Consider the following 18,278-nt stretch of genomic DNA (forward strand, 5'->3'; position numbering starts at 1 on the left):
GTGAGGGTGAGGTTGCGCAGGCGGGCGGTGCGGGTGGTGGCCATGGGGTGGTCTCCTGTGGGTGTCGGGTGGTGCCTGGGTGGCCCGTGGTGGGTCGTCCTGGCGTTGGGGCGAGAGGCCCCTTTGTGCTGCGGGGCGGAGCGGGCGGTGTGCGTCCGGTCCGTCTCGTGGCTCCCGGCAACGACAGCCATGGTTAGCGGGGGGTGGGGTGGGGCGCAATGATGTGACGTACTACCCGTCTTCGGAGTAATGTCTGTTTTGGGTCGTTGTGTGGGTGTTCTGTGCTGTTCGGGGGGTGGTGGTTCTACGGTCGGGGGTAGGACGTGATGTGGGTCCTGTGGGTGGCGTCACGCCGCCGGACCCCTTTTCGGGCCGGATCGAGTCCTGCCGAGGGTGCCTCCAGCGGTCCGCTGTGGCGGGTTCAGCGGTCCTGCGTGGCGGATTCAGTGGTCCGGTGCGGCGGGGAGTTCGCCCGTGACGGTGCGGATGGTGCTGCGCAGCCAGTTCTGGGCGGGGTCGTCGTCCAGGCGCGGGTGCCAGATCGTGCAGTAGGTCATGGGCTCGATCTCGCGCGGTGCGCACACACCGCAGGCCGGGGTCGCTGGTGTGCTGTGCCACGAGCCGCCGGGGCGGAGTGGCGACCAGCCGGGTGCCGGGGATGGCCGGCGGGGCGACGGCATGGTGGGGAACGCTCGGGCTGACGCGGTGCGGCGCGGCGAGAACCGGCAGTCGCTGGTCGAGCAGGCCCTGGCGGCCTTCGGTGACGGTCACTTCGATGTGGGAGCGGCTGAGGTACGGCGCGCGGCGTGGGCCGGTATCCCTCTGCGCCGCGGACGAGCAGTTCGTCGTCGGGGGCCGCGCGCAGACGCTGCAGGGCTCGGCTCATCGCCGGCTGGCTGAGGCTGACCTGCCTGGCGTTCCGGGACGCATGGCGTTCTTCGAGCAGTGCAGCGAGGGGCGCCAGCAGATTCAGGTCAACCCGCTCGATATGCGTCATATGTATATTCTGCATATGAATAATTCATTTGACGCATAACACCGGGTGGTCGCAGTCTCGTGTCGGGGCCGGACGGTCCCCGGTAGCCGTCCTGGCACAGGACGCGCACTTCCTCCCTGCACCCGAAGCCGGACGATGAGCCTTGAGCAGCGCGAGACGGTCAAATGGATCCTGCGCGATTCCCCCTGCGACCGGAGGCGGGGAGATATCGACTCAGCGTCCCCTGTTCGAGCAGATGCTGACCTCCCAGCCTCTGCCCGGTGACGTCATCACCACGCCGGACACACTGGGCGGTACCCGTCCGTCACCGTCGGCACACTGCGCACCCGTGCCCGCATGCGCCCCCGGCGACCTGCGCAGGCCTTGAAGGCCCGACCTCGCGACGCGCTCGCCGGCCCCCGAGCGACCACTCGGGACCCCGATCAACGACTCCGGGTACCGCCCCTCGCTCCGGGCGCCTCCCCTCGCTCCGGGCACATCTCGTCGCTCCGGGCGACGCCGCTCGTGCCCGGCACCGTTCACGGGCACGAACCCGACGTCCGACTGGCCGACCGTCGGTGAAAGCGCCTGTGGGCGACCGGCACCGCATGCGGGGGATGGGCGCTTGTGCCGATGCGGGTTGCCGGACAGGAGCGCGGCGAGCAGGGCGGCGGCGTAGGGTGCCCGTCCGTGTCCATCGCCGAGAACCCTCTGCCCCTGCTGCGCAACACCGGATTCGTTCGCCTCGCACTTGCCCGGATCGTCTCCGTTCTCGGCAATGGGTTCGCCCGGGTCGCACTGGCCTTTGCGGTGCTCTCCCTGCCCGGCGCCACCCCGGGCGAACTCTCACTCGTCGTCGCGTGCCAGGCGTTACCGCAGCTCGCGCTGGTCCTCGTGGGTGGGGTGATCGCCGACCGGGTCCCCCGCTCCGGGCTCATGGCCGTCTCCGACGTGCTGGGCGCCCTTTCCTACGGCGGACTCGCCGCGATGGCGCTCAGCGGGCACGCCCCTGTCGTCGCGCTGTGCGCGCTGGCCGTCACCGCAGGCGTCGCCTCCGCGCTCTTCTCTCCCGCGATGGAGGGAGTGATCCCGCAACTCGTGCCCCCCGCTGCTCTTCAGCGCGCCAACGGCGTCCTGCGAGTCGGTACCAACACCTCCCTCCTGCTGGGACTGGCCTTGTCGGGCGCAACCGTGGCGTGGGTCGGCGCCGGCTGGGCACTGGCCCTCAACGGTCTGTCCTTCGTCGTCAGCGCCGGACTCACCTCCTCACTGCGGCTGGGGCGTCGCCCGCGGCGGTCCAGCTCCGTCTGGGCCGACCTGCGCGAGGGGTGGCAGGAGTTCACCTCGCACCAGTGGCTGTGGGTGGTGGTCATGCAGTACTCCCTCGTAGTGGCAGCCATGAACGCCAACGCCGGTGTGCTGGGCCCGCTGGCGGCGCGCGCACACTTCGGCGGGGCCCGTGCCTGGTCGTTGGTGGTCGCCGCGCAGGCACTGGGGGCCGTGGCGGGTGCCGGGATCGCGGCCCGGACACGGGTCGGCCGGCCGATCCTGGCTGCGGTCCTGTTCACTCTGCCGAGCGCCGCACCTGTGGCGCTGCTCGGGGCCGGTGCGCCTCTCTGGGCCGTTGCCGCCGGCGCCTTCGTCGCCGGCGTCAGCCTGGACTTCTTCGGCGTGCTGTGGTCCACGACGATGCAGCGTGAAGTCCCCGAGGAAGCGTTGTCCCGGGTCAGTTCCTACGACTGGTTCGGCTCCCTCGCATTCGCCCCGCTCGGCCTCGCCGCGGCGGGACCCGCTGCCGGCCGGTTCGGCACCGACCCGATGCTGCTGGTGTGCGCGGCCCTGATCGTCACCGCCACCTTCGCCGCACTCCTGTCTCCTGGCGTGCGGTCGCTGCGCGCACCGGATGAGGCGGTCCTGTCCGCGTCCCGCGCAGCCGGGGCATCGTCCTCGCCCCATCCTTCGGAGACCGACGTACCGCGGTCCGAGACGGACGCGGGTGACTCCACTTCCTCCTCCTGAACGGCAGGGGTGTCCGATCCCGGTCCCACCGAGGTGGTTTCAGCGGGCCATGGCGCGCTGATGCCTCGTCAAGACCGAGCATCGTCGGCAGGTCCCGGAGGGCGGTTCGATCTGGGACGACGGGCGGCAGAGGCGGGCGATGCGGCCTGACGGTCGCTCAACCCAGGAAGGCCGCGATGGCACTCCAGGAATCCGTGGTCGCCTGTCCGGCAGTGATTGCTTCTGACTGCTTCCAGCGTTGCGCGCGCCGCGGGCTCTGCCAGGGGCGTTGTCAGTGGGCCCGGATACCGTGACGGATATCTGATCAAGCGATCGATCCCGCCTGGGGTCGGCGGAGGTGGGGCTGTGCTGCGCAGGGAGTTGGGCGGGGAGGGCTCGGCGAAGGGGGAGGCCGAGAAGGAGGCAGAAGTGCAGGCTCCCGCGCTCGCCGGACAGACGGTTGTCGGACAGACGGTTCTCGGACAGGCCGTTGTCGGACGGACGGTTGCCGGACAGGCCGTTGTCGGCCGGCCGTCGGCGGAGGAGCCGGTCGCCTTCCCCGACGAGGAGACGTTCCGGATGCCGGCCGTCTGGCGGCGACTGGTGTATGCGCGGCGGGGCGGGATCGAGCGGAGCGTCGCCGGGCCGCACCCCGAAGCCGAGCAGCGAACGGAGGCCAGGCTGCACGAGCAGGCGGGCTGGGTCGAGGCGATGCTCACCGCCCCGAAGAGCGACCCGAGGATCGTCGAGGCCACCCGGGCCCACATGAGCGGCCGTCACAACCCCCTGGGCGCGGCGGTCCTGGCGTCGTTGACCTTCCACTGGCAGTTCCCGGACGGCATCCAGGTCGACGCCTGGGTCCGCGCGCACGGCCTGGCGTTCGCCGCGCAGGCGGTCGTGGACTACTTCGACGTCGAGCCGCACTACCTCCAGTCCGGCGATCGCCGCGAAGATCCCTGGCTCGGCTTCCGGCCCGGCGCAGCCACGGACGCCCACTGGGCACGATCGAAGTTCGCCGACCGCGTCCGCGCCCTGCTGTCCGTGGCCGACGAGGACGCCTACCGGGAGGCCGTCGCAGCGCTGGCCGGCTGCCGCACCGGTGTACGCCGCCGGATCGTCGTGTCCTACCTGCTGCCCGCCGAGCAGGAGTGGGTCGACGAGGCCTGCCACGACGTTCCGCAGGCGGACGGGACGCTGCGGGCGATGCTGCTGTGCTCGCTGAACTCCCCCGAACAGCTGCGGCACTTCGGCCGCCGGGCAGGCCTCGACTGGAACGGCTGGACGACGGCGCTCGTCGCCACCCTCGCCGAGGGCACCGGCAAGGCCTTCGCCCCCCTCCTCGACGAGGCCCTCGACCGGGCCTACAGCTCCGAGACGACCAGGACCTACGCGCATGCCCTGGTCGAACTGCCGACGGACGACGCGTTCCGCCTCCTCCTGGACCGCATCGACGACAAGCAGGTCCGCCCGCACCTGCTGGAGGCGATGCGCCGGTACCCGGTCCGCGCCCTGCGCCTGCTGGGCGCGGCGACGACCGGCCCCAGGAAGAACGCGTCGACGGCCGGGCAGCTGCTCACCGCGCACGTCCTCGCGCACGCCGGCCTGGCCACGGCCGTGCTGCCCGACCTGCCCGCCGAGGTCGCCGACCTCGTGGCGCCCCACCTCACCCGCACCGACCGGGTGGCCGAGGCACCCGCGGAGGCGCTGCCTACGCTGCTGGTCACGCCGCCATGGGCAGAGAAGCGCAAAGCCCGCAAGGCCCGTGTGGCCGCGGAGGTGCCCGGGGCTCCCGAGCCGCAGGTGGTGTGGCAGCCGGGCGAGCAGGAGGCCTGGGCCAAGGCCGACGGCTGGTACAGCAGGTGGCGCGTCGACTACGACTGGTCCCGCGAGATCGAGTACCTGAAGCAGACCGGGCAGCTCGGGAGCTTCAGGGACGTGCTCCTGTTCGTCGGCGGCCCCGAGGACGTCGTACGCCCGCTGCTCGCCGACTGCGCCCCCGAGGACTACTGGGACGGCGAGGCGGTGCTGAAACCGATCGCCGCCAAACACGGCCTGGCCGCTCTGCCCCTGATGCGGCGTGCCGCGGCCCGGCACCCGGGCACCCTGGGCGAGCTGCTGCTGCCGTACCGGGACACAGAGGTCGCCGCGCTGGTGTGCGACTGGCTGGCGCGGCTGAAGTCCGCCGACGCCACCGCCCGCGCCTGGCTGACCCGGCACGGCCTGGCCGCGGTGCCCTTCCTCGTCCCTTGTGCGGTCGGGCCGGTCGGCACGGCCCGGCGCGGTGCCGAGAAGGCGCTGCGGCTCCTGGCGGACGCCCACGGCGGCGCGGCGGTCTCGGCGGCCGTCGCCGTACGCGGGGAGGAGGCCGCGGGCATCGTCGAGGAAATGCTGGCCGTCGACCCGTTGGTCGGCGCCCTGCCCACGCGCCTGCCGGTGGTCGGTGCCTGGGCGGACCCGGCGCTCCTGCCGCAGATCCTCCTCACCGAGGGCGGCGCTCTGCCCGCCGACGCGGCACGCAACGCCCTGATGGTGCTGGCGCTGTCCAGGCCCGGCGAGGTCTACCCGGGCCTGGAGGTGCTGACCGCGCACTGCACCGCCGACTCCCTCGCGGGGTTCGCCTGGAGCCTGTTCGAGCAGTGGAGGTTGGCCGGGATGCCGGCCAAGGACAGCTGGGCGCTGCACGCGCTCGGCCTGCTGGGCGACGACGACACCGTGCGTCGGCTCACGCCCGTCGTACGGGCCTGGCCGGGCGAGGGCGGCCACCACCGCGCCGTGGAGGGGCTGACCGTACTCGCGACGATCGGCACCGACGTGGCGCTGATGCATCTGCACGGCATCGCCCAACGGGTGCCCTTCAAGGCGCTCAAGCTGCGCGCCCAGGAGAAGATCGCCGAAGTCGCCGAGGGACTCGGTCTGACCGGCGAGCAGCTGGGGGACCGGCTCGTGCCCGACTTCGGTCTCGACACGGACGGCACCACCGTCATCGACTACGGCCCCCGGCAGTTCAAGGTCGGCTTCGACGAACAGCTGCGCCCCTACGTCCGGGACACCGACGGCAAGCAGCGCAAGGCGCTGCCCGCGCCCGGTGCCAAGGACGACCCGGAGCTGGCCCCGGCCGAGCGCAAGCGGTTCGCCGCGCTGAAGAAGGACGTCCGCACCGTCGCCGGCGACCAGGTGCGCCGTCTGGAGGCGGCGATGGTGACGCAGCGCACCTGGACGGCCGCGGAGTTCCGGGAGCTGTTCGTCGCCCACCCGCTGGTGTGGCACCTGGTCCGCCGCCTGGTCTGGATCGGTGACACCGGCGGCGCGGCGACGGCCTTCCGGGTGGCGGAGGACCGAACCTTCGCCGACGTCCAGGACGACGAGCTGACGCTGCCCGAGGAGGCGACGGTCCGTGTGGCGCACCCGCTGCACCTGGCGGACGACCTCGACGCGTGGTCGGAGCTGTTCGCCGACTACGAGATCCTGCAGCCGTTCCCGCAGCTGGGCCGGGCCGTGCACGCGCTGACCGAGGAGGAGGCCGGCGCGCACCGGCTGACCCGGTTCGAGGGCGCGAAGGTGCCGGTCGGCAAGCTGCTCGGCCTCACCAAGCGGGGCTGGGAGCGCGGTGAGCCGCAGGACGCGGGCGTGGAGCGCTGGTTCCACCGGCGGATGGACGACGACCACTACCTGGTCATCGGACTCGACGAGGGCATCGCGGTCGGCGCTCTCGACGTGTTCCCCGACCAGACCTTCGAGTACGTCTGGCTCGACTCCGCCCCGGGTGACTACTGGGGCAGCCGTGCGTACCCGCTGCGTCTCGGCGACCTCGACCCGGTCATCGCCTCCGAGATCCTCGCCGACCTCACCGAGGTGACCGCCCAGTGACCACCACGGTCGAAGAGGCTGGCGAGGCGCTGCTCCAGCGACCGCCCGCCGAGGTCCGCCACGCGGACGAACTGGCATCCCTGCGCGCCGCGGACGACGATCCCCGGCCCCCGGGCTGGCAGCTGAGCCTGAGGGCGGCCCGCCGTTTCATCGTCGGTGACGAACAGGCCGGCATCAGCCGCAAGTTCGTCGGCAACGTCTCCCTGGTGGAACGGGCTCTGGTGACGCTGGCCACCAACCGCGGCCTCATGCTCGTCGGCGAGCCCGGCACCGCCAAGTCGCTGCTGTCGGAGCTGATCGCGGCGGCCGTCAGCGGCAGTTCCGCGCTCACCGTGCAGGGCGGCGCGGCCACCACCGAGGACCAGATCAAGTACTCCTGGAACTACGCGCTGCTGGTCTCCGAGGGCCCCTCCGTGCGCTCCCTGGTGCCCGCGCCGATGCTGCGCGGCATGGCCGAGGGGCGGATCGTACGGTTCGAGGAGATCACCCGCTGCCCGCTGGAGGTGCAGGACTGCCTGCTCTCCCTGCTCTCCGACCGGGTCATCACCGTCCCCGAACTGGACGGACCGCAGGGCCTGGTCTTCGCCCGGCAGGGCTTCAACGTCATCGCCACCGCCAACACCCGCGACCGGGGCGTCAACGAGATGAGTGCCGCCCTCAAACGCCGCTTCAACTTCGAGACGGTGTTCCCCATCGCCGACTTCGAGACCGAACTGGGCCTGGTGGAGGCTGAAGCCGCGGCGCTGCTGCGGCAGTCCGGGGTGGAGCCCGCACCGCGCCGGGACGTGCTGGAGGTGCTGGTCGGCACCTTCCGCGAACTGCGGGGCGCCGCGGCGCAGGGCGAGCGGATGTCGACGGTGATGAGCACCGCGGAGGCCGTGTCCGTGGCGCACGCGGTGGGGGTGCGGGCCTGGTTCCTGCGCGGCGAGCCCGGCGGCGCCGACGACGTGGTGGCCTGCCTCGCGGGTACGGCCGCGAAGGACAGCCCCGAGGACCTCGCCCGGCTGCGCCGCTTCCTGGAACAGGGGGCACCGCGCCGGCCCGGCCCTCAGTGGCAGGCCCTGCACCGGGCCCGTCACCTCCTGGCGGACTGATGCCGCCCCCGGCCTCGACCTCGGCTCCGACCCCGGTTCCGGCTCTGACCGCGGTTCCGGCTCCGGCCTCGGCTCGGACCGAGGCTCCGGGCCTGGCTCCAGCTGCGACCCCGGTTCCCGTTCCGTCCCGGGTTCCGGCTCCAGCCTCGGTTCCGGCCCAGGTTTCGGCCCCAACCGCGGTTTCGGCCCCGACCGCGACCCCCGCTCCTGCCTCGGTTCCGGCCCCGGCCAAGGTTCGCGCTCCGGCCCCGTCCGCGACCCCGCCTTCGACCGCGACCCCGCCTCCGACCGCCGTCTTCCTCGGTGTGCGCCACCATTCGCCCGCCTGCGCACGTTTGGTCGCCCAGGTGATCCGGACGCTGCGGCCCGCGTTCGTGCTGGTGGAGACCCCGGCGGACATGAACGACCGGATGGACGAGCTGCTGCTCGGGCACACGCTGCCGGTCGCCGTGTTCAGCCACTACCGCGACGACGAGCGTGTCGCCACGTCCTGGACACCGCTGTGCGACTACTCCCCGGAGTGGATCGCGCTGCGGGAGGGCCGTGCGGCCGGTGCCGAGGTGCGGTTCATCGATCTGCCGGCCTGGCATCCGGCCGTCGCCGACCACACCGAGCGGTACGCCAACCGCTACGCGGACGCGGAGGCGCGGTACGCCGAGGCCACCCGCAGGCTGCGCGAGCACTTCGCCGTCGACTCCGTGGACGCCCTGTGGGACGGCCTGTTCGAGGTCACGGAGCCCGGCGCCGGCCCGGAGGAACTGCGCGCCCGGCTCGACGCCTACTTCGACCTGGTGCGCGGTGATGCGCAGGCGGATGCCGGGGACCGGGCGCGCGAGGAGTACATGGCCTCCTGGGTCCGTGCCGCGCTGGCCCGCGCCGACGACCGTCCGGTGCTGGTGGTCACCGGCGGCTTCCACCAGCCGGCCCTGCGGGCACTGTCCGCACGCTGCCCCGACGCCGCGGCCCCGGCCGACTGGCCCGCGGTCCCCGAGCCACCCGGCGGCGCACTCGGCGGCAGCTTCCTCGTGCCGTACTCCTTCCGGCAGCTGGACGCCTTCGCCGGATACCAGTCCGGCATGCCCTCGCCCGGCTACTACCAGCAGCTGTGGGAGACCGGCCCGACGGCCGCAGGGCAGGGACTGCTGCGCGCGGTCACCGAGCGGCTGCGCGCCCGCCGGATCCCGTTGTCCACGGCAGGCCTGATCGCCGCCCGCTCACTGTCCCAGGGCCTGGCCCGGCTGCGGGGGCACCCGTACGAGACGAGGGTGGACGTCCTCGACGGCCTGGCCGGCGCGCTGATCACCGACGATCTGGACCGGCCGCTGCCGTGGACGACCAGGGAGACCCTGGGCCCGGGCACCCATCCGGTGGTGGCCGAGATGGTTGCCGCCTGCACCGGTGAGGCCGTGGGCCGGCTCCGCCCGGAGACGCCGCTGCCCCCACTGGTGCACGACGTCACCGCGCATCTCGCCGGCCTGGGGCTGGCCGACGCCGACGCGCCCGTCAGGCTCGACCTGACGACGGAAGGGGACCTGTCCCGCAGCCGCGCCCTGCACCGGCTGCGGGTCCTGGGCGTCCCGGGCTTCACCCGCATCTCCGGCCCCACCGACGGAGACGATCCGGTGTTCGCCGAAGTGTGGGAGCCCCGCACGGTGACAGGAGGCCGCGAGGCCGCGCTGATCGAGGCCGGTGCCTACGGGGCGCGCCTGGACGAGGCGGCCGCGGCACTGCTCGGCGAGCGCATGCGCGCGGCGGGCCCTGATGCCGGGGCGGCTGCCGGGCTGCTGTTCGACGCCGTCCTGTGCGGGATCGGCCCGCTCTGCGCCGACCTGCTGGCGGCGCTCACGGCGCAGGTGGGGCAGGTCGGCGAACTCGGCCCGCTCGGCCGGATACTGTCACCGGTGCTGGGCCTGTGGCGGCACGACCGGGTGTTCGGCATGGACCGGCACCGGGTGCTGGGCGCGGTGGTGGGCACGGCCGCCGACCGGGTGTTCCGGCTGGCGGAGGGGCTGCACGGCGGCCCCGGGGTGGACCTGGCCGCGCTGCGTGCGCTCGCCGCCGCGCGGGATGCGCTGCGGCACGCCCCCGGCCTGCTGTCGGTCACCCCGGAGGCCGCCGCCGAGGCTGCCGCCCGCATCAGCCGCGACCTGCGCGCCCCGACCGCTCTGCGCGGGGCCGCCTTCGGCCTGCGCTGGGCGCTGGGTGTCCCGGACGACCCCGCGCCGGTGGTGCGGGCACTCGCCACGGCCGCGGTGGACACCCTCGGTGACTGGCTGACCGGCCTGTTCGCCCTGGCCCGCGAGGAGGTGGCGCATGGCACCGCGGCCGACGGGACCTCGCTGGTCGACATCCTCGACGGCGTCGTATCGGCACTGCCCGACACCGACTTCCTTCTCGCGCTGCCCGCGCTCCGCCAGGCCTTCGCCTTCTTCCCGCCCCGCGAACGCGAGCGCATCGCCGAGCGCCTGCTTCAACGCCGCCGACTGCGCGGCTCTGCCCGCTCCCTGCTGCGCACCCCCGCCGCCCCGTTGCTGATGGCCCGCGCCAGAGCCCTGGAGGAGAACGTGACCCGACTGCTCGACCGCCACGGCCTGGGGACGGCACCCGTGAACCGGACCGTGTCCGACCCCAACCCGGAGGCGGCCCGATGAACTCCCCACCGCCCGAGCCGTCGCCGCCACCGACTCCGGCGCGCAGGCCGCCCGCCTCCCTCTCCCCACCCGTCCCCGACCCCGGCCTGGAGCGCTGGCGGCTCGTCCTCGGCGCCGCTGCCCAACGCTGCACCGGCCCGCTGCACGGCGAGTCCGCCGGCCGCGACGCCGCGCTGGAGTGGTTGTACGGCCGCGACGATGACCTGCGCCGACGCGGGGTGCGCCGAGGCGCGGCCGACTCCCGCGAGGGCGGCAGCGGACCGTCCCGACCGACCGCCGTGGACTGGCTCGACGACATCCACCGGCTGTTCCCGAAGGAGACCGTGGAGCGGCTGGAACGCGACGCTGTGGAGCAGTACGAGATCCACGAGATCGTCACCGACCCGGACGTCCTCGCCCGCATCGAGCCCAGCCAGACCTTGCTGCGGGCCGTTCTGCGCACCAAGCACCTGATGAACCCCCAGGTGCTCGCGGCGGCCCGACGGATCGTCGCCACGGTCGTACAGCAGCTGATGGAACGGCTCCGGCCCGAGGTGCGCCGGGCGTTCACCGGCTCCCGCTCCCGCCGCCCCAGTCGGCTCGCGCTCGCCCGTGACTTCGACTTCCGCACCACCATCCGGGCCAATCTCGCCCACTACCAGCCCGAGCAACGCCGCATCCTCATTCAGCGGCCGCACTTCCACTCCCGCACCCGCCGCCACCTGGAGCAGTGGCAACTGATTCTGCTGGTGGACCAGTCGGGCTCCATGGCCGGCTCGGTGATCCACTCGGCGGTCACCGCCGCCTGCCTGTGGAGCCTGCCGGGCCTGAAAACCCATCTTGTCGCCTTCGACACCGCGGTGGTGGATCTGACCTCCGAGGTGACGGACCCGGTGGAACTGCTCATGCGGGTCCAGCTCGGCGGCGGCACCGACATCGCCCGTGCCGTCGACTACGGCGCCTCGCTCGTGGAGAACCCGCGGCGGACGATCGTCGCCCTCATCTCGGACTTCTACGAGGGAGGCGACCCGTTCCGCCTGGTGCGCACCGTGCGGCAGCTGGTCGAGCAGGGCACCACCGTGCTGTGCCTGGCCGCCCTCGACGAGGCCGCCGACCCGGTCTACGACCGGACCCTGGCCGGACGTCTGGCCGAGGCGGGCGCCCCCGTGGGAGCGATGACGCCGGGCCGGCTCGCCGAGTTCGTCGCGGAGCAGATCGGCCGAGGAGGACAGGCCCGATGACCCGTGCCGACCTGCTCGCTCTGACGCCCGACACGCTCGCCTCGCTCGCCAACCGGGGCCTGGTCAAACGCGCAGAGAAAGACCTGGCCGCGGGCTCGGGCCCGACGGTGACCACCGGCGACGACGGCACCGTGCACGGCACCTTCCCGGACGGCACCGAGACCGTGCTGCCCGTCGGCCGCGGCCTGGACGCGACCGACTGCACCTGCGCCGCGACGGGGCCGTGCCGGCATCGGGTCGCGCTGGTGCTGGCGTACCAGCACGGCGCACCGGACAGGACGCCGCCGGCCGGGGACCCGCTGCTGGACTGGTCGCCCGGCGACTTCGACGACGACGCACTCACCGCCGCCCTGGGTCGCAGCGCCCTGACCGCCGCCCAGCGCACGCGCGCCCGCGGCTACACGGCCCGCGTGCACCGCCCCACAGCCGAAGACCCGGCACCCCGTGTGGAACTGCCCACCTGCACCGTCCGCTTCCCGGTCCCGCGCGAGCTGGGCTACGCCCTCACCGACGCGGCAGCCGCACTGCGCGGAGAGCTCATCACCCTCGCCGTGTGGGCCTTTCGCGCCGCCGACGCCGAGCAGGCGACCGAGGTGTCGGTCGGCGGCCGTACCGGGGACGGCCCTACGACCCCCACGGCCGCAGCCGGAGAGGCGCTGTACACGGCCGTGGCCCTCGCCGACGAACTCCTCCTGGACGGCGTGCAGCAGGCGGGACCGGTCTTCACCAACGCGCTCCGCCGTGCCGGGCGGGCCCTGACCGCCACCTCCCAGCACTGGCCCGCGGGCGCCGTGGCCGACCTCCGGGAGCAACTCGACGCGTACACGGCCCGCGCAACCCGCTACACCCCCGAACGCCTGGCCCTGCTCCTCGCCGAACTCCACGCCCGCCACCGTGCCTCCCGCCACGACCCGGCCGGGGTGCTGGGCACCGCGGAGGCACCGGTGACACCGCTGCGGCGGATACGGCTGGTGGCCCTCGGCTGCCGGATCGGCGGCACCGCCCGCGACCGTACGGCCGAGACGTACTTCGCGCATGCCGACGCCGGGATCGCCCTCGTCCTGCGCACCCGCTGGGAGCTGACGGACGACCAGGCCCCCACGGGCCACGACCTGTCCACGCGCCGCCTGCTCGGCGCTCCGCTGCACGCGCTGGCCACCGCCAACGTCGTCAGCGAACACACCGCACGCGCCGCCGACCGCACGGTCACCCTCTCCCGCGGCCGGATCGCCGCCACGAGCATCACACCGGTCGGCTCGGCCTGGACGGAACTCCCGGGGAGCCTGCTGCTGCGGGACACCGCCGCACACCTGCGGGCGGCGGGCGAGCGCCCGCCGCGGCTGATCCGCCCGCGGGTCGCGGCCGACGGGGTACGGGTCGTCATGGTCGACGCCGTCGACGAGATCGGCTACGACCCTGCCGCACAACGCCTCGAAGCGGTCCTGCGCGACCCTGCCGGCAACGACGTCCGCCTCCACGCCGAGTACAACCCGCTGTGCCCCGGCGGCCTCGACGCGCTGGCCACCGCCCTGGCCGACGACGGAATCCGCGCCGTCAGCGGCATGCTGGGCCGGGCCGGCGGCCGGATGGTGCTGGACCCGCTCGCCGTCCTGACCGCCGAGGGCATGACCCTCCCGGACCTGGCGCCCGGCGCGGGCGACACCACGCTCAGCACGACCCCGCACCGCCCCACCGACCCGATCACGGCAGCCCTTCGGACGGCGCTCACGACGCTGGCGGACGCCGCCCACCAGGGCCTGCGCCACGTCACCCCCACAACCCGCACCGCCCTCACCGACAGCGCGGACCGCCTGCGTCACACCGGCCTGGACCACGCGGCCCGCCTCCTGAACGACCTGGCCCGCACCGTGCACGACCAGGGCGCCTCCGCCGCCGCCCCGCACTGGGTGACGGCCCAGATCCACCTGACGACGAGCCTGGAGCTGCACCAGGAGGACGGTGCACCGAGCGGACGGCCGTCAATTCAGTGATCGCGGGCGAGGGGCTCGGGCCTTCCGGCCGGACCCCGGACTCGGGAGACCGGCAAGCGCCGCGACGCGGTCCGCTCCGCGGCACACCGCGGGCTCAGCAGCCCCGCGAGGAACGCGGGTTCGGGTTCGGTCCGAGCGGTCGACACCCGCAACGCTGCGGCGCTTCGGGCGGCACGGGTCACGGACTGTTCAGCAGCACGGCTGCCCCGTCGAAGCGCCCGGCCTTGAGGTCGCCGAGCGCTCGCTGTGCTTCCGAGAGCGGGTAGGAGTGTGTGGTGGCCCGGACGCCGTACCGGGCCGCGAGGTCCAGGAAGTCGCGGCCGTTCTCCCGGGTGTTCGAGGTCACGCTGCGCAGCTCCTTCTCGTAGAACAGGTCGCTCTCGTAGCGCATCACCGGGACGTCGCTGAGATGGATGCCCGCGACCGCCAGCACCCCGCCCCGGTCCAGCGCCCGCAGTGCCACCGGCACGAGGTCACCGGCCGGTGCGAACAGGATCGCCCCGTCCAGTGGCTCCGGCGGCATGTCCCGGGCCCCGCGGGCCGACGCACAGCCGAGGTCGAGCGCGAGCCGCCGGGAGGCCTCGTCGCGGGTCAGGACGTGCACGGTGGCTCCCTGCGCCAGGGCGACCTGAGCACACAGATGAGCGCTGCCGCCGAACCCGTACAGCCCGAGGCGCCCGCCCGGCGGCAGCGACGTCCGCAGCAGGGCGCGGTAGCCGATGATGCCCGCGCACAGCAGTGGCGCCAGCGCTTCGTCCTCCACGCCTGCCGGGAGCCTGTAGGCGAAGGCGGCGGGCACGGTGGTGTACTCCGCGTAGCCGCCGTCGGCGTCCCAGCCGGTGTACTGGGAGCCGGGGCACAGGTTCTCGGTCCCGCGCAGGCAGTACCGGCAGGTGCCGTCCGTGCGGCGCAGCCAGGCCACGCCGACCCGGTCGCCGACCGTCCACCCGCTCACGTCCGCGCCGGTGGCCGCGACCGTGCCGACCACCTCGTGCCCAGGGGTCACTCCCGCCCGGCGCACGGGCAGATCGCCCTCTGCGACGTGCAGATCGGTACGGCACACACCGCACGTCCGCACCCGCACCAGCAGCTCGCCGGGCCCCGGCACCGGGACGGGACGCTCCACGAACCGCAGCGGCTCCTGCTCGATCGGCCCCGGCCGGTCCACCACCCAAGCGCGCATCGGCTGCCCCGTCCCATCCACGACTGTCCCTTCCAGTGTGGGCCGACAGGACGGCCACCGCGCGGCACCGGCGGGGTGCGGTGTCCTTGCCTGCCGACCGAAGGCGGGGGGCCCGCCCCGGCCAGATGGCGGGGCAGCCCGCCCCGGCCGACGCTCCCGTACGGACGGAGACCTCCTGCGAGCTGCGCCTCGTCCGTCTGCCGGTGCCGGTGCCGGTCCACCGAAGCCGGCGACGCGCCCGTCTTCCTGGACTATGTACGGGAGCTGCTCGGCGATGCCTCGGGTGAGCAGGACGACGGTGACGAAGGCCCGGTACAGGCGGACCGGATCGTCGTCCCGGAGGCGGACGGTGAGTTCGTCCTCGTGCGTCACACCGTTGATCCACGTTGCCATTTCGGCCAGATCGGCCTTGCGGAAGCGGACGGTCAGGGTGGCGGGCAGGGCGATCGCGGGCAGCCGGGCGTCCTCCAGCCGCCGCACCGCGGCACCGGCGGTCTGCGTGATCACCTCGCGGGCCTGCTCCGGGTGCAGGCTGTCGGCGGCGAAGCGGGAGACCGAGTTCTTCACCACCGCCGCCCGGATGCCGGGGCAGAACGGCTGGACCTGCGCGGCGGTGACGTCATCGCCTGTGATCAGCACGACCGGAACCCGGTGCCCGAGCGCGACCAGGGCATTGATCCCGGCCTCCCCGGCCGGTCGGCCGTTGAGCCGGACCTCGGCGATCGCAGGTGGGTTGTAGGTGTGCGACAGCGTGGCCGCGGCGCCTGCCCTCGATGTACTGCCCGATCACGGTCAGCGGTGCACCGCCGTACGAACCCGCGAAGTATGAGCGGGACCAGAAGGCCGACCCCATGCCGATGCGGTTGATACGGCCGGTGTACTCAGCCCCCAGGCGCCGGGATCTGACGCCCTTGAGACTGTTGATCAGCTTGGACAGGGCCACCTTCGGCGGGTAGTGCACCAGCAGATGAACGTGATCGGCCTCGCCGTTGAACTCACGCAGCTCCACTTCGAAGCCGACGCACACCTCGCGCATGATCTGCTCGCACCGCTTCAGCATGGCGTCATCGAAGACGCCGCGTCGGTACTGCGTAACGAACACCAAGTGAGCGTGAAGGCTGTAAGCAACGTGACGACCGGTGCGAATACCGGGGTTTGGTTCCCAGCGCGGTGACATACGCCACCGCATTATGATCAAGCGACCTCATCCAAGGGGGGTGGGCCGGATGATCCGTGCGTACAAGTTCCTCATGCGGTCCCCCACCCCAGCGGTTCAGCGCCGCCCCGACGTTCTGAGCGGTCGGCATGCGCAGCCACAGATCGAACTCGTCCACCATCGGCCGACGGCTCCGCGTCGGCCGCATACCCAGGAGTAACGGTGATGAACAACCGGGTCCGAGCCCGCCACCGCAACATTCCGCAAGACCCCCTCCCGCTGGCCTGGCCCGAACCGCCAGGAAAGTCGCCCGTTCCAGAACGCTGCCGCTCATGCGGCACCCGCCACCCCTCCCCGTCCAGCCTGTACTGCTCCCGGTGCGAGGAGCACAAGAAGGCTGCTGCCGAAGTGCGTGGCCAGGCCGAGCGAGCCCGGCAACTACTGAACGAGCTCCTTCGCCGCTTCCCTCTCCAAGCCCGAACCGTCGCCCCCGCGGCAGCCTCCCCCCGAGGGGTCGGCCCCTCCACGAAAATGTCCACCCTCAACCGGTGCCCGGCTGGCGGCCCTCGCCACAGCTGACAGGCCACACATCGCTTCCGCCGCAGAAGGATTCGGTGAAGGCGACGGCGACACTGTTCTTTTCCTCGCGTTCAGTCAGAACCAGGACGAGGGTTCAAGCACCGCGACTGGACGGCCGCACAGATCTGGCGGGTCCTGGAGGACGCGGCGGGCCGTTCTGGCCCCGACAAGCTCAGCATCTAGTGCCGCATCAAGTTACGTTCGCCCTGTCGTGATGTGTCGCCCAGTTGCTGTTCCGGGTAGCAACAGACGGCGAGAATGATCACGTGGCTGAACGCGTGTGGGTCCGGGGAATTGTTGACGACGAGGGCAGGCGGTTGCTGCGGATCATCCGCAGAGGCACTGGTTCGGTGGTGACCTGGCGGCGGGCTCAGATGGTGTTGTTATCCGCGCAGGGCATGCCGGTGGTGAAGATCGCCGAGGTGACGTTCACCAGCCCGGACCGGGTCCGCGACGTGCTCCACAACTTCAACACGGACGGCTTCGACTCGCTTTATCCCAAGTGCAAGGGTGGCCGGCCGAATACTTTCACTCTCCTGGAACGCCGGGAGATCAAGAAGATGGCAAAGTCGAAGCCGGCCGAGCACGGCCTGCCGTTCTCAACCTGGAGCCTGGCCAAGCTGGCCGACTTCCTGGTCGCCGAGGGGGTGGTCGACGACATCAGCCACGAGGGCCTAAGGGGCCCTGCTCCGCGAGGAGGGCGTCTCGTTTCAACGCATAAAGACCTGGAAGACCTCACGCGACCCCGACTAGGCGGCCAAGAAGGCCCGTCTCGAACACCTCTACGCGATCGCCGACGGTGAGGTCATACCCGAGGAAGGCGAGCCCGAAGTCATCTACTGCGTGGATGAGTTCGGGCCGCTCAACCTGCAGCCGCACCCCGGCCGGCACTGGGCCGAACGCGGCGGCAAACACAAGGACCCCAACCGAGATTCCCGACCTCGCCGCCGGGCGACCTACACCCGCCCGCACGGGGTCCGGCACTTGTTCGCCGCCTACAACCTGGCCAAAGACCAGCTCTACGGGCACATCAAGAAGACCAAGAACAGGTCGAAGTTCCTGGAGTTCTGCCGTTACCTGCGCTCGCTGCACCCGGTGGACGTACGCATTGCGATCGTCTGCGACAACTACTCACCACACCTGACGACGAAGCGGTGTCAGCGAGTCGGGACGTGGGCGGCGGCGAACAACGTGGAGATCGCCTACACCCCGACCAACAGTTCCTGGCTCAACCGGATCGAGGCCCAGTTCACCGCCCTGCGCTACTTCGCGCTGGATGGCACCGACCACGCCAGCCACAAGGAGCAGGGAAGCATGGTCCGTCGCTACATCATCTGGCGGAACAAGCATGCCGGCGACGACCGCCTCCATGAGGTGGTGAACAGGGCGAACGTAGCTTGATGCGGCACTAGTAACCGCTGACGCAGATGGGTCGGAATCCTCTGCCGAACAGGTCGTTGACCGTTTGCTGGTGCTGGTCGGAGGTCAGATTGTGGCGAGCCTCCACCGCTGGTCCGTCTTGTTGCACCCAGATGGAGGCGAAGCGGGGGTCGTTGCCGTAGC

Annotated in this window: 10 protein-coding genes and 3 pseudogenes; 7 read left to right on the forward strand and 6 right to left on the reverse strand. The window is 72.3% G+C overall.

Going from position 1 to position 18,278, the window contains the following annotated elements:
- Together ACFZCP_RS38150 and ACFZCP_RS38155 are read right to left on the reverse strand one after the other, a co-directional pair.
- Positions 1-191: hypothetical protein (locus ACFZCP_RS38150; RefSeq protein WP_391438469.1), on the reverse strand; the 191-nt coding region annotated here is incomplete at its 3' end.
- Between the two features lie 362 nt (positions 192-553).
- A complete protein-coding gene (locus tag ACFZCP_RS38155; RefSeq protein WP_391438472.1) occupies positions 554-1,012 on the reverse strand; it encodes a LysR family transcriptional regulator in 459 nt (152 codons plus the stop codon).
- Between the two features lie 654 nt (positions 1,013-1,666).
- On the opposite strand from ACFZCP_RS38155, the gene ACFZCP_RS38160 reads away from it, so the two are divergent.
- The 6 genes from ACFZCP_RS38160 (at position 1,667) to ACFZCP_RS38185 (ending at position 13,797) form a co-directional block, all read left to right on the forward strand.
- The gene (locus ACFZCP_RS38160) at positions 1,667-2,995 is read left to right on the forward strand and encodes an MFS transporter (protein ID WP_391438475.1); all 1,329 of its coding nucleotides are present in this window, start codon (positions 1,667-1,669) and stop codon (positions 2,993-2,995) included.
- Between the two features lie 345 nt (positions 2,996-3,340).
- Positions 3,341-6,841 carry a DUF4132 domain-containing protein gene (locus ACFZCP_RS38165; protein WP_391438477.1) on the forward strand — a complete coding sequence of 1,167 codons (3,501 nt, stop codon included), beginning with the start codon at positions 3,341-3,343 and terminating at the stop codon, positions 6,839-6,841.
- Positions 6,838-7,935: an AAA family ATPase gene (locus tag ACFZCP_RS38170; RefSeq protein ID WP_391438480.1), complete on the forward strand. Its 1,098-nt coding sequence runs from the start codon at positions 6,838-6,840 to the stop codon at positions 7,933-7,935. The genes ACFZCP_RS38165 and ACFZCP_RS38170 overlap by 4 nt, the downstream gene beginning before the upstream one ends.
- A gap of 347 nt (positions 7,936-8,282) precedes the next feature.
- Complete coding sequence (locus tag ACFZCP_RS38175; protein ID WP_391438483.1) at positions 8,283-10,586, forward strand: DUF5682 family protein; 2,304 nt, start codon at positions 8,283-8,285, stop codon at positions 10,584-10,586.
- Positions 10,583-11,806, forward strand: coding sequence for a VWA domain-containing protein (locus ACFZCP_RS38180; RefSeq protein ID WP_391438486.1), 1,224 nt, complete (start codon positions 10,583-10,585; stop codon positions 11,804-11,806). The genes ACFZCP_RS38175 and ACFZCP_RS38180 overlap by 4 nt, the downstream gene beginning before the upstream one ends.
- Entirely contained in the window at positions 11,803-13,797 is a 1,995-nt protein-coding gene (locus ACFZCP_RS38185) for a hypothetical protein (RefSeq protein ID WP_391438489.1), read from the forward strand. Before ACFZCP_RS38180 ends, ACFZCP_RS38185 begins: the two co-directional genes overlap by 4 nt.
- A gap of 178 nt (positions 13,798-13,975) precedes the next feature.
- Here ACFZCP_RS38185 and ACFZCP_RS38190 read toward each other — a convergent pair whose 3' ends face one another.
- From ACFZCP_RS38190 to tnpA, 3 genes and pseudogenes are all read right to left on the reverse strand, one after another.
- Complete coding sequence (locus ACFZCP_RS38190) at positions 13,976-14,980, reverse strand: zinc-binding alcohol dehydrogenase family protein (RefSeq protein ID WP_391438792.1); 1,005 nt, start codon at positions 14,978-14,980, stop codon at positions 13,976-13,978.
- A gap of 363 nt (positions 14,981-15,343) precedes the next feature.
- A pseudogene (locus tag ACFZCP_RS38195) lies at positions 15,344-15,730 on the reverse strand (M55 family metallopeptidase); the annotation flags it as partial.
- Between the two features lie 7 nt (positions 15,731-15,737).
- Positions 15,738-16,157, reverse strand: a pseudogene (gene tnpA / locus ACFZCP_RS38200) (IS200/IS605 family transposase); the annotation flags it as partial.
- A gap of 824 nt (positions 16,158-16,981) precedes the next feature.
- On the opposite strand from tnpA, the pseudogene ACFZCP_RS38205 reads away from it, so the two are divergent.
- Positions 16,982-18,116: pseudogene (locus ACFZCP_RS38205) on the forward strand (IS630 family transposase).
- A gap of 7 nt (positions 18,117-18,123) precedes the next feature.
- Here ACFZCP_RS38205 and ACFZCP_RS38210 read toward each other — a convergent pair.
- Positions 18,124-18,243: a hypothetical protein gene (locus ACFZCP_RS38210; protein WP_391438794.1), complete on the reverse strand. Its 120-nt coding sequence runs from the start codon at positions 18,241-18,243 to the stop codon at positions 18,124-18,126.
- Positions 18,244-18,278: the final 35 nt, after the last annotated feature.

This window comes from Streptomyces sp. NPDC007971, from assembly GCF_042958635.1.
Lineage (GTDB): Bacteria > Actinomycetota > Actinomycetes > Streptomycetales > Streptomycetaceae > Streptomyces.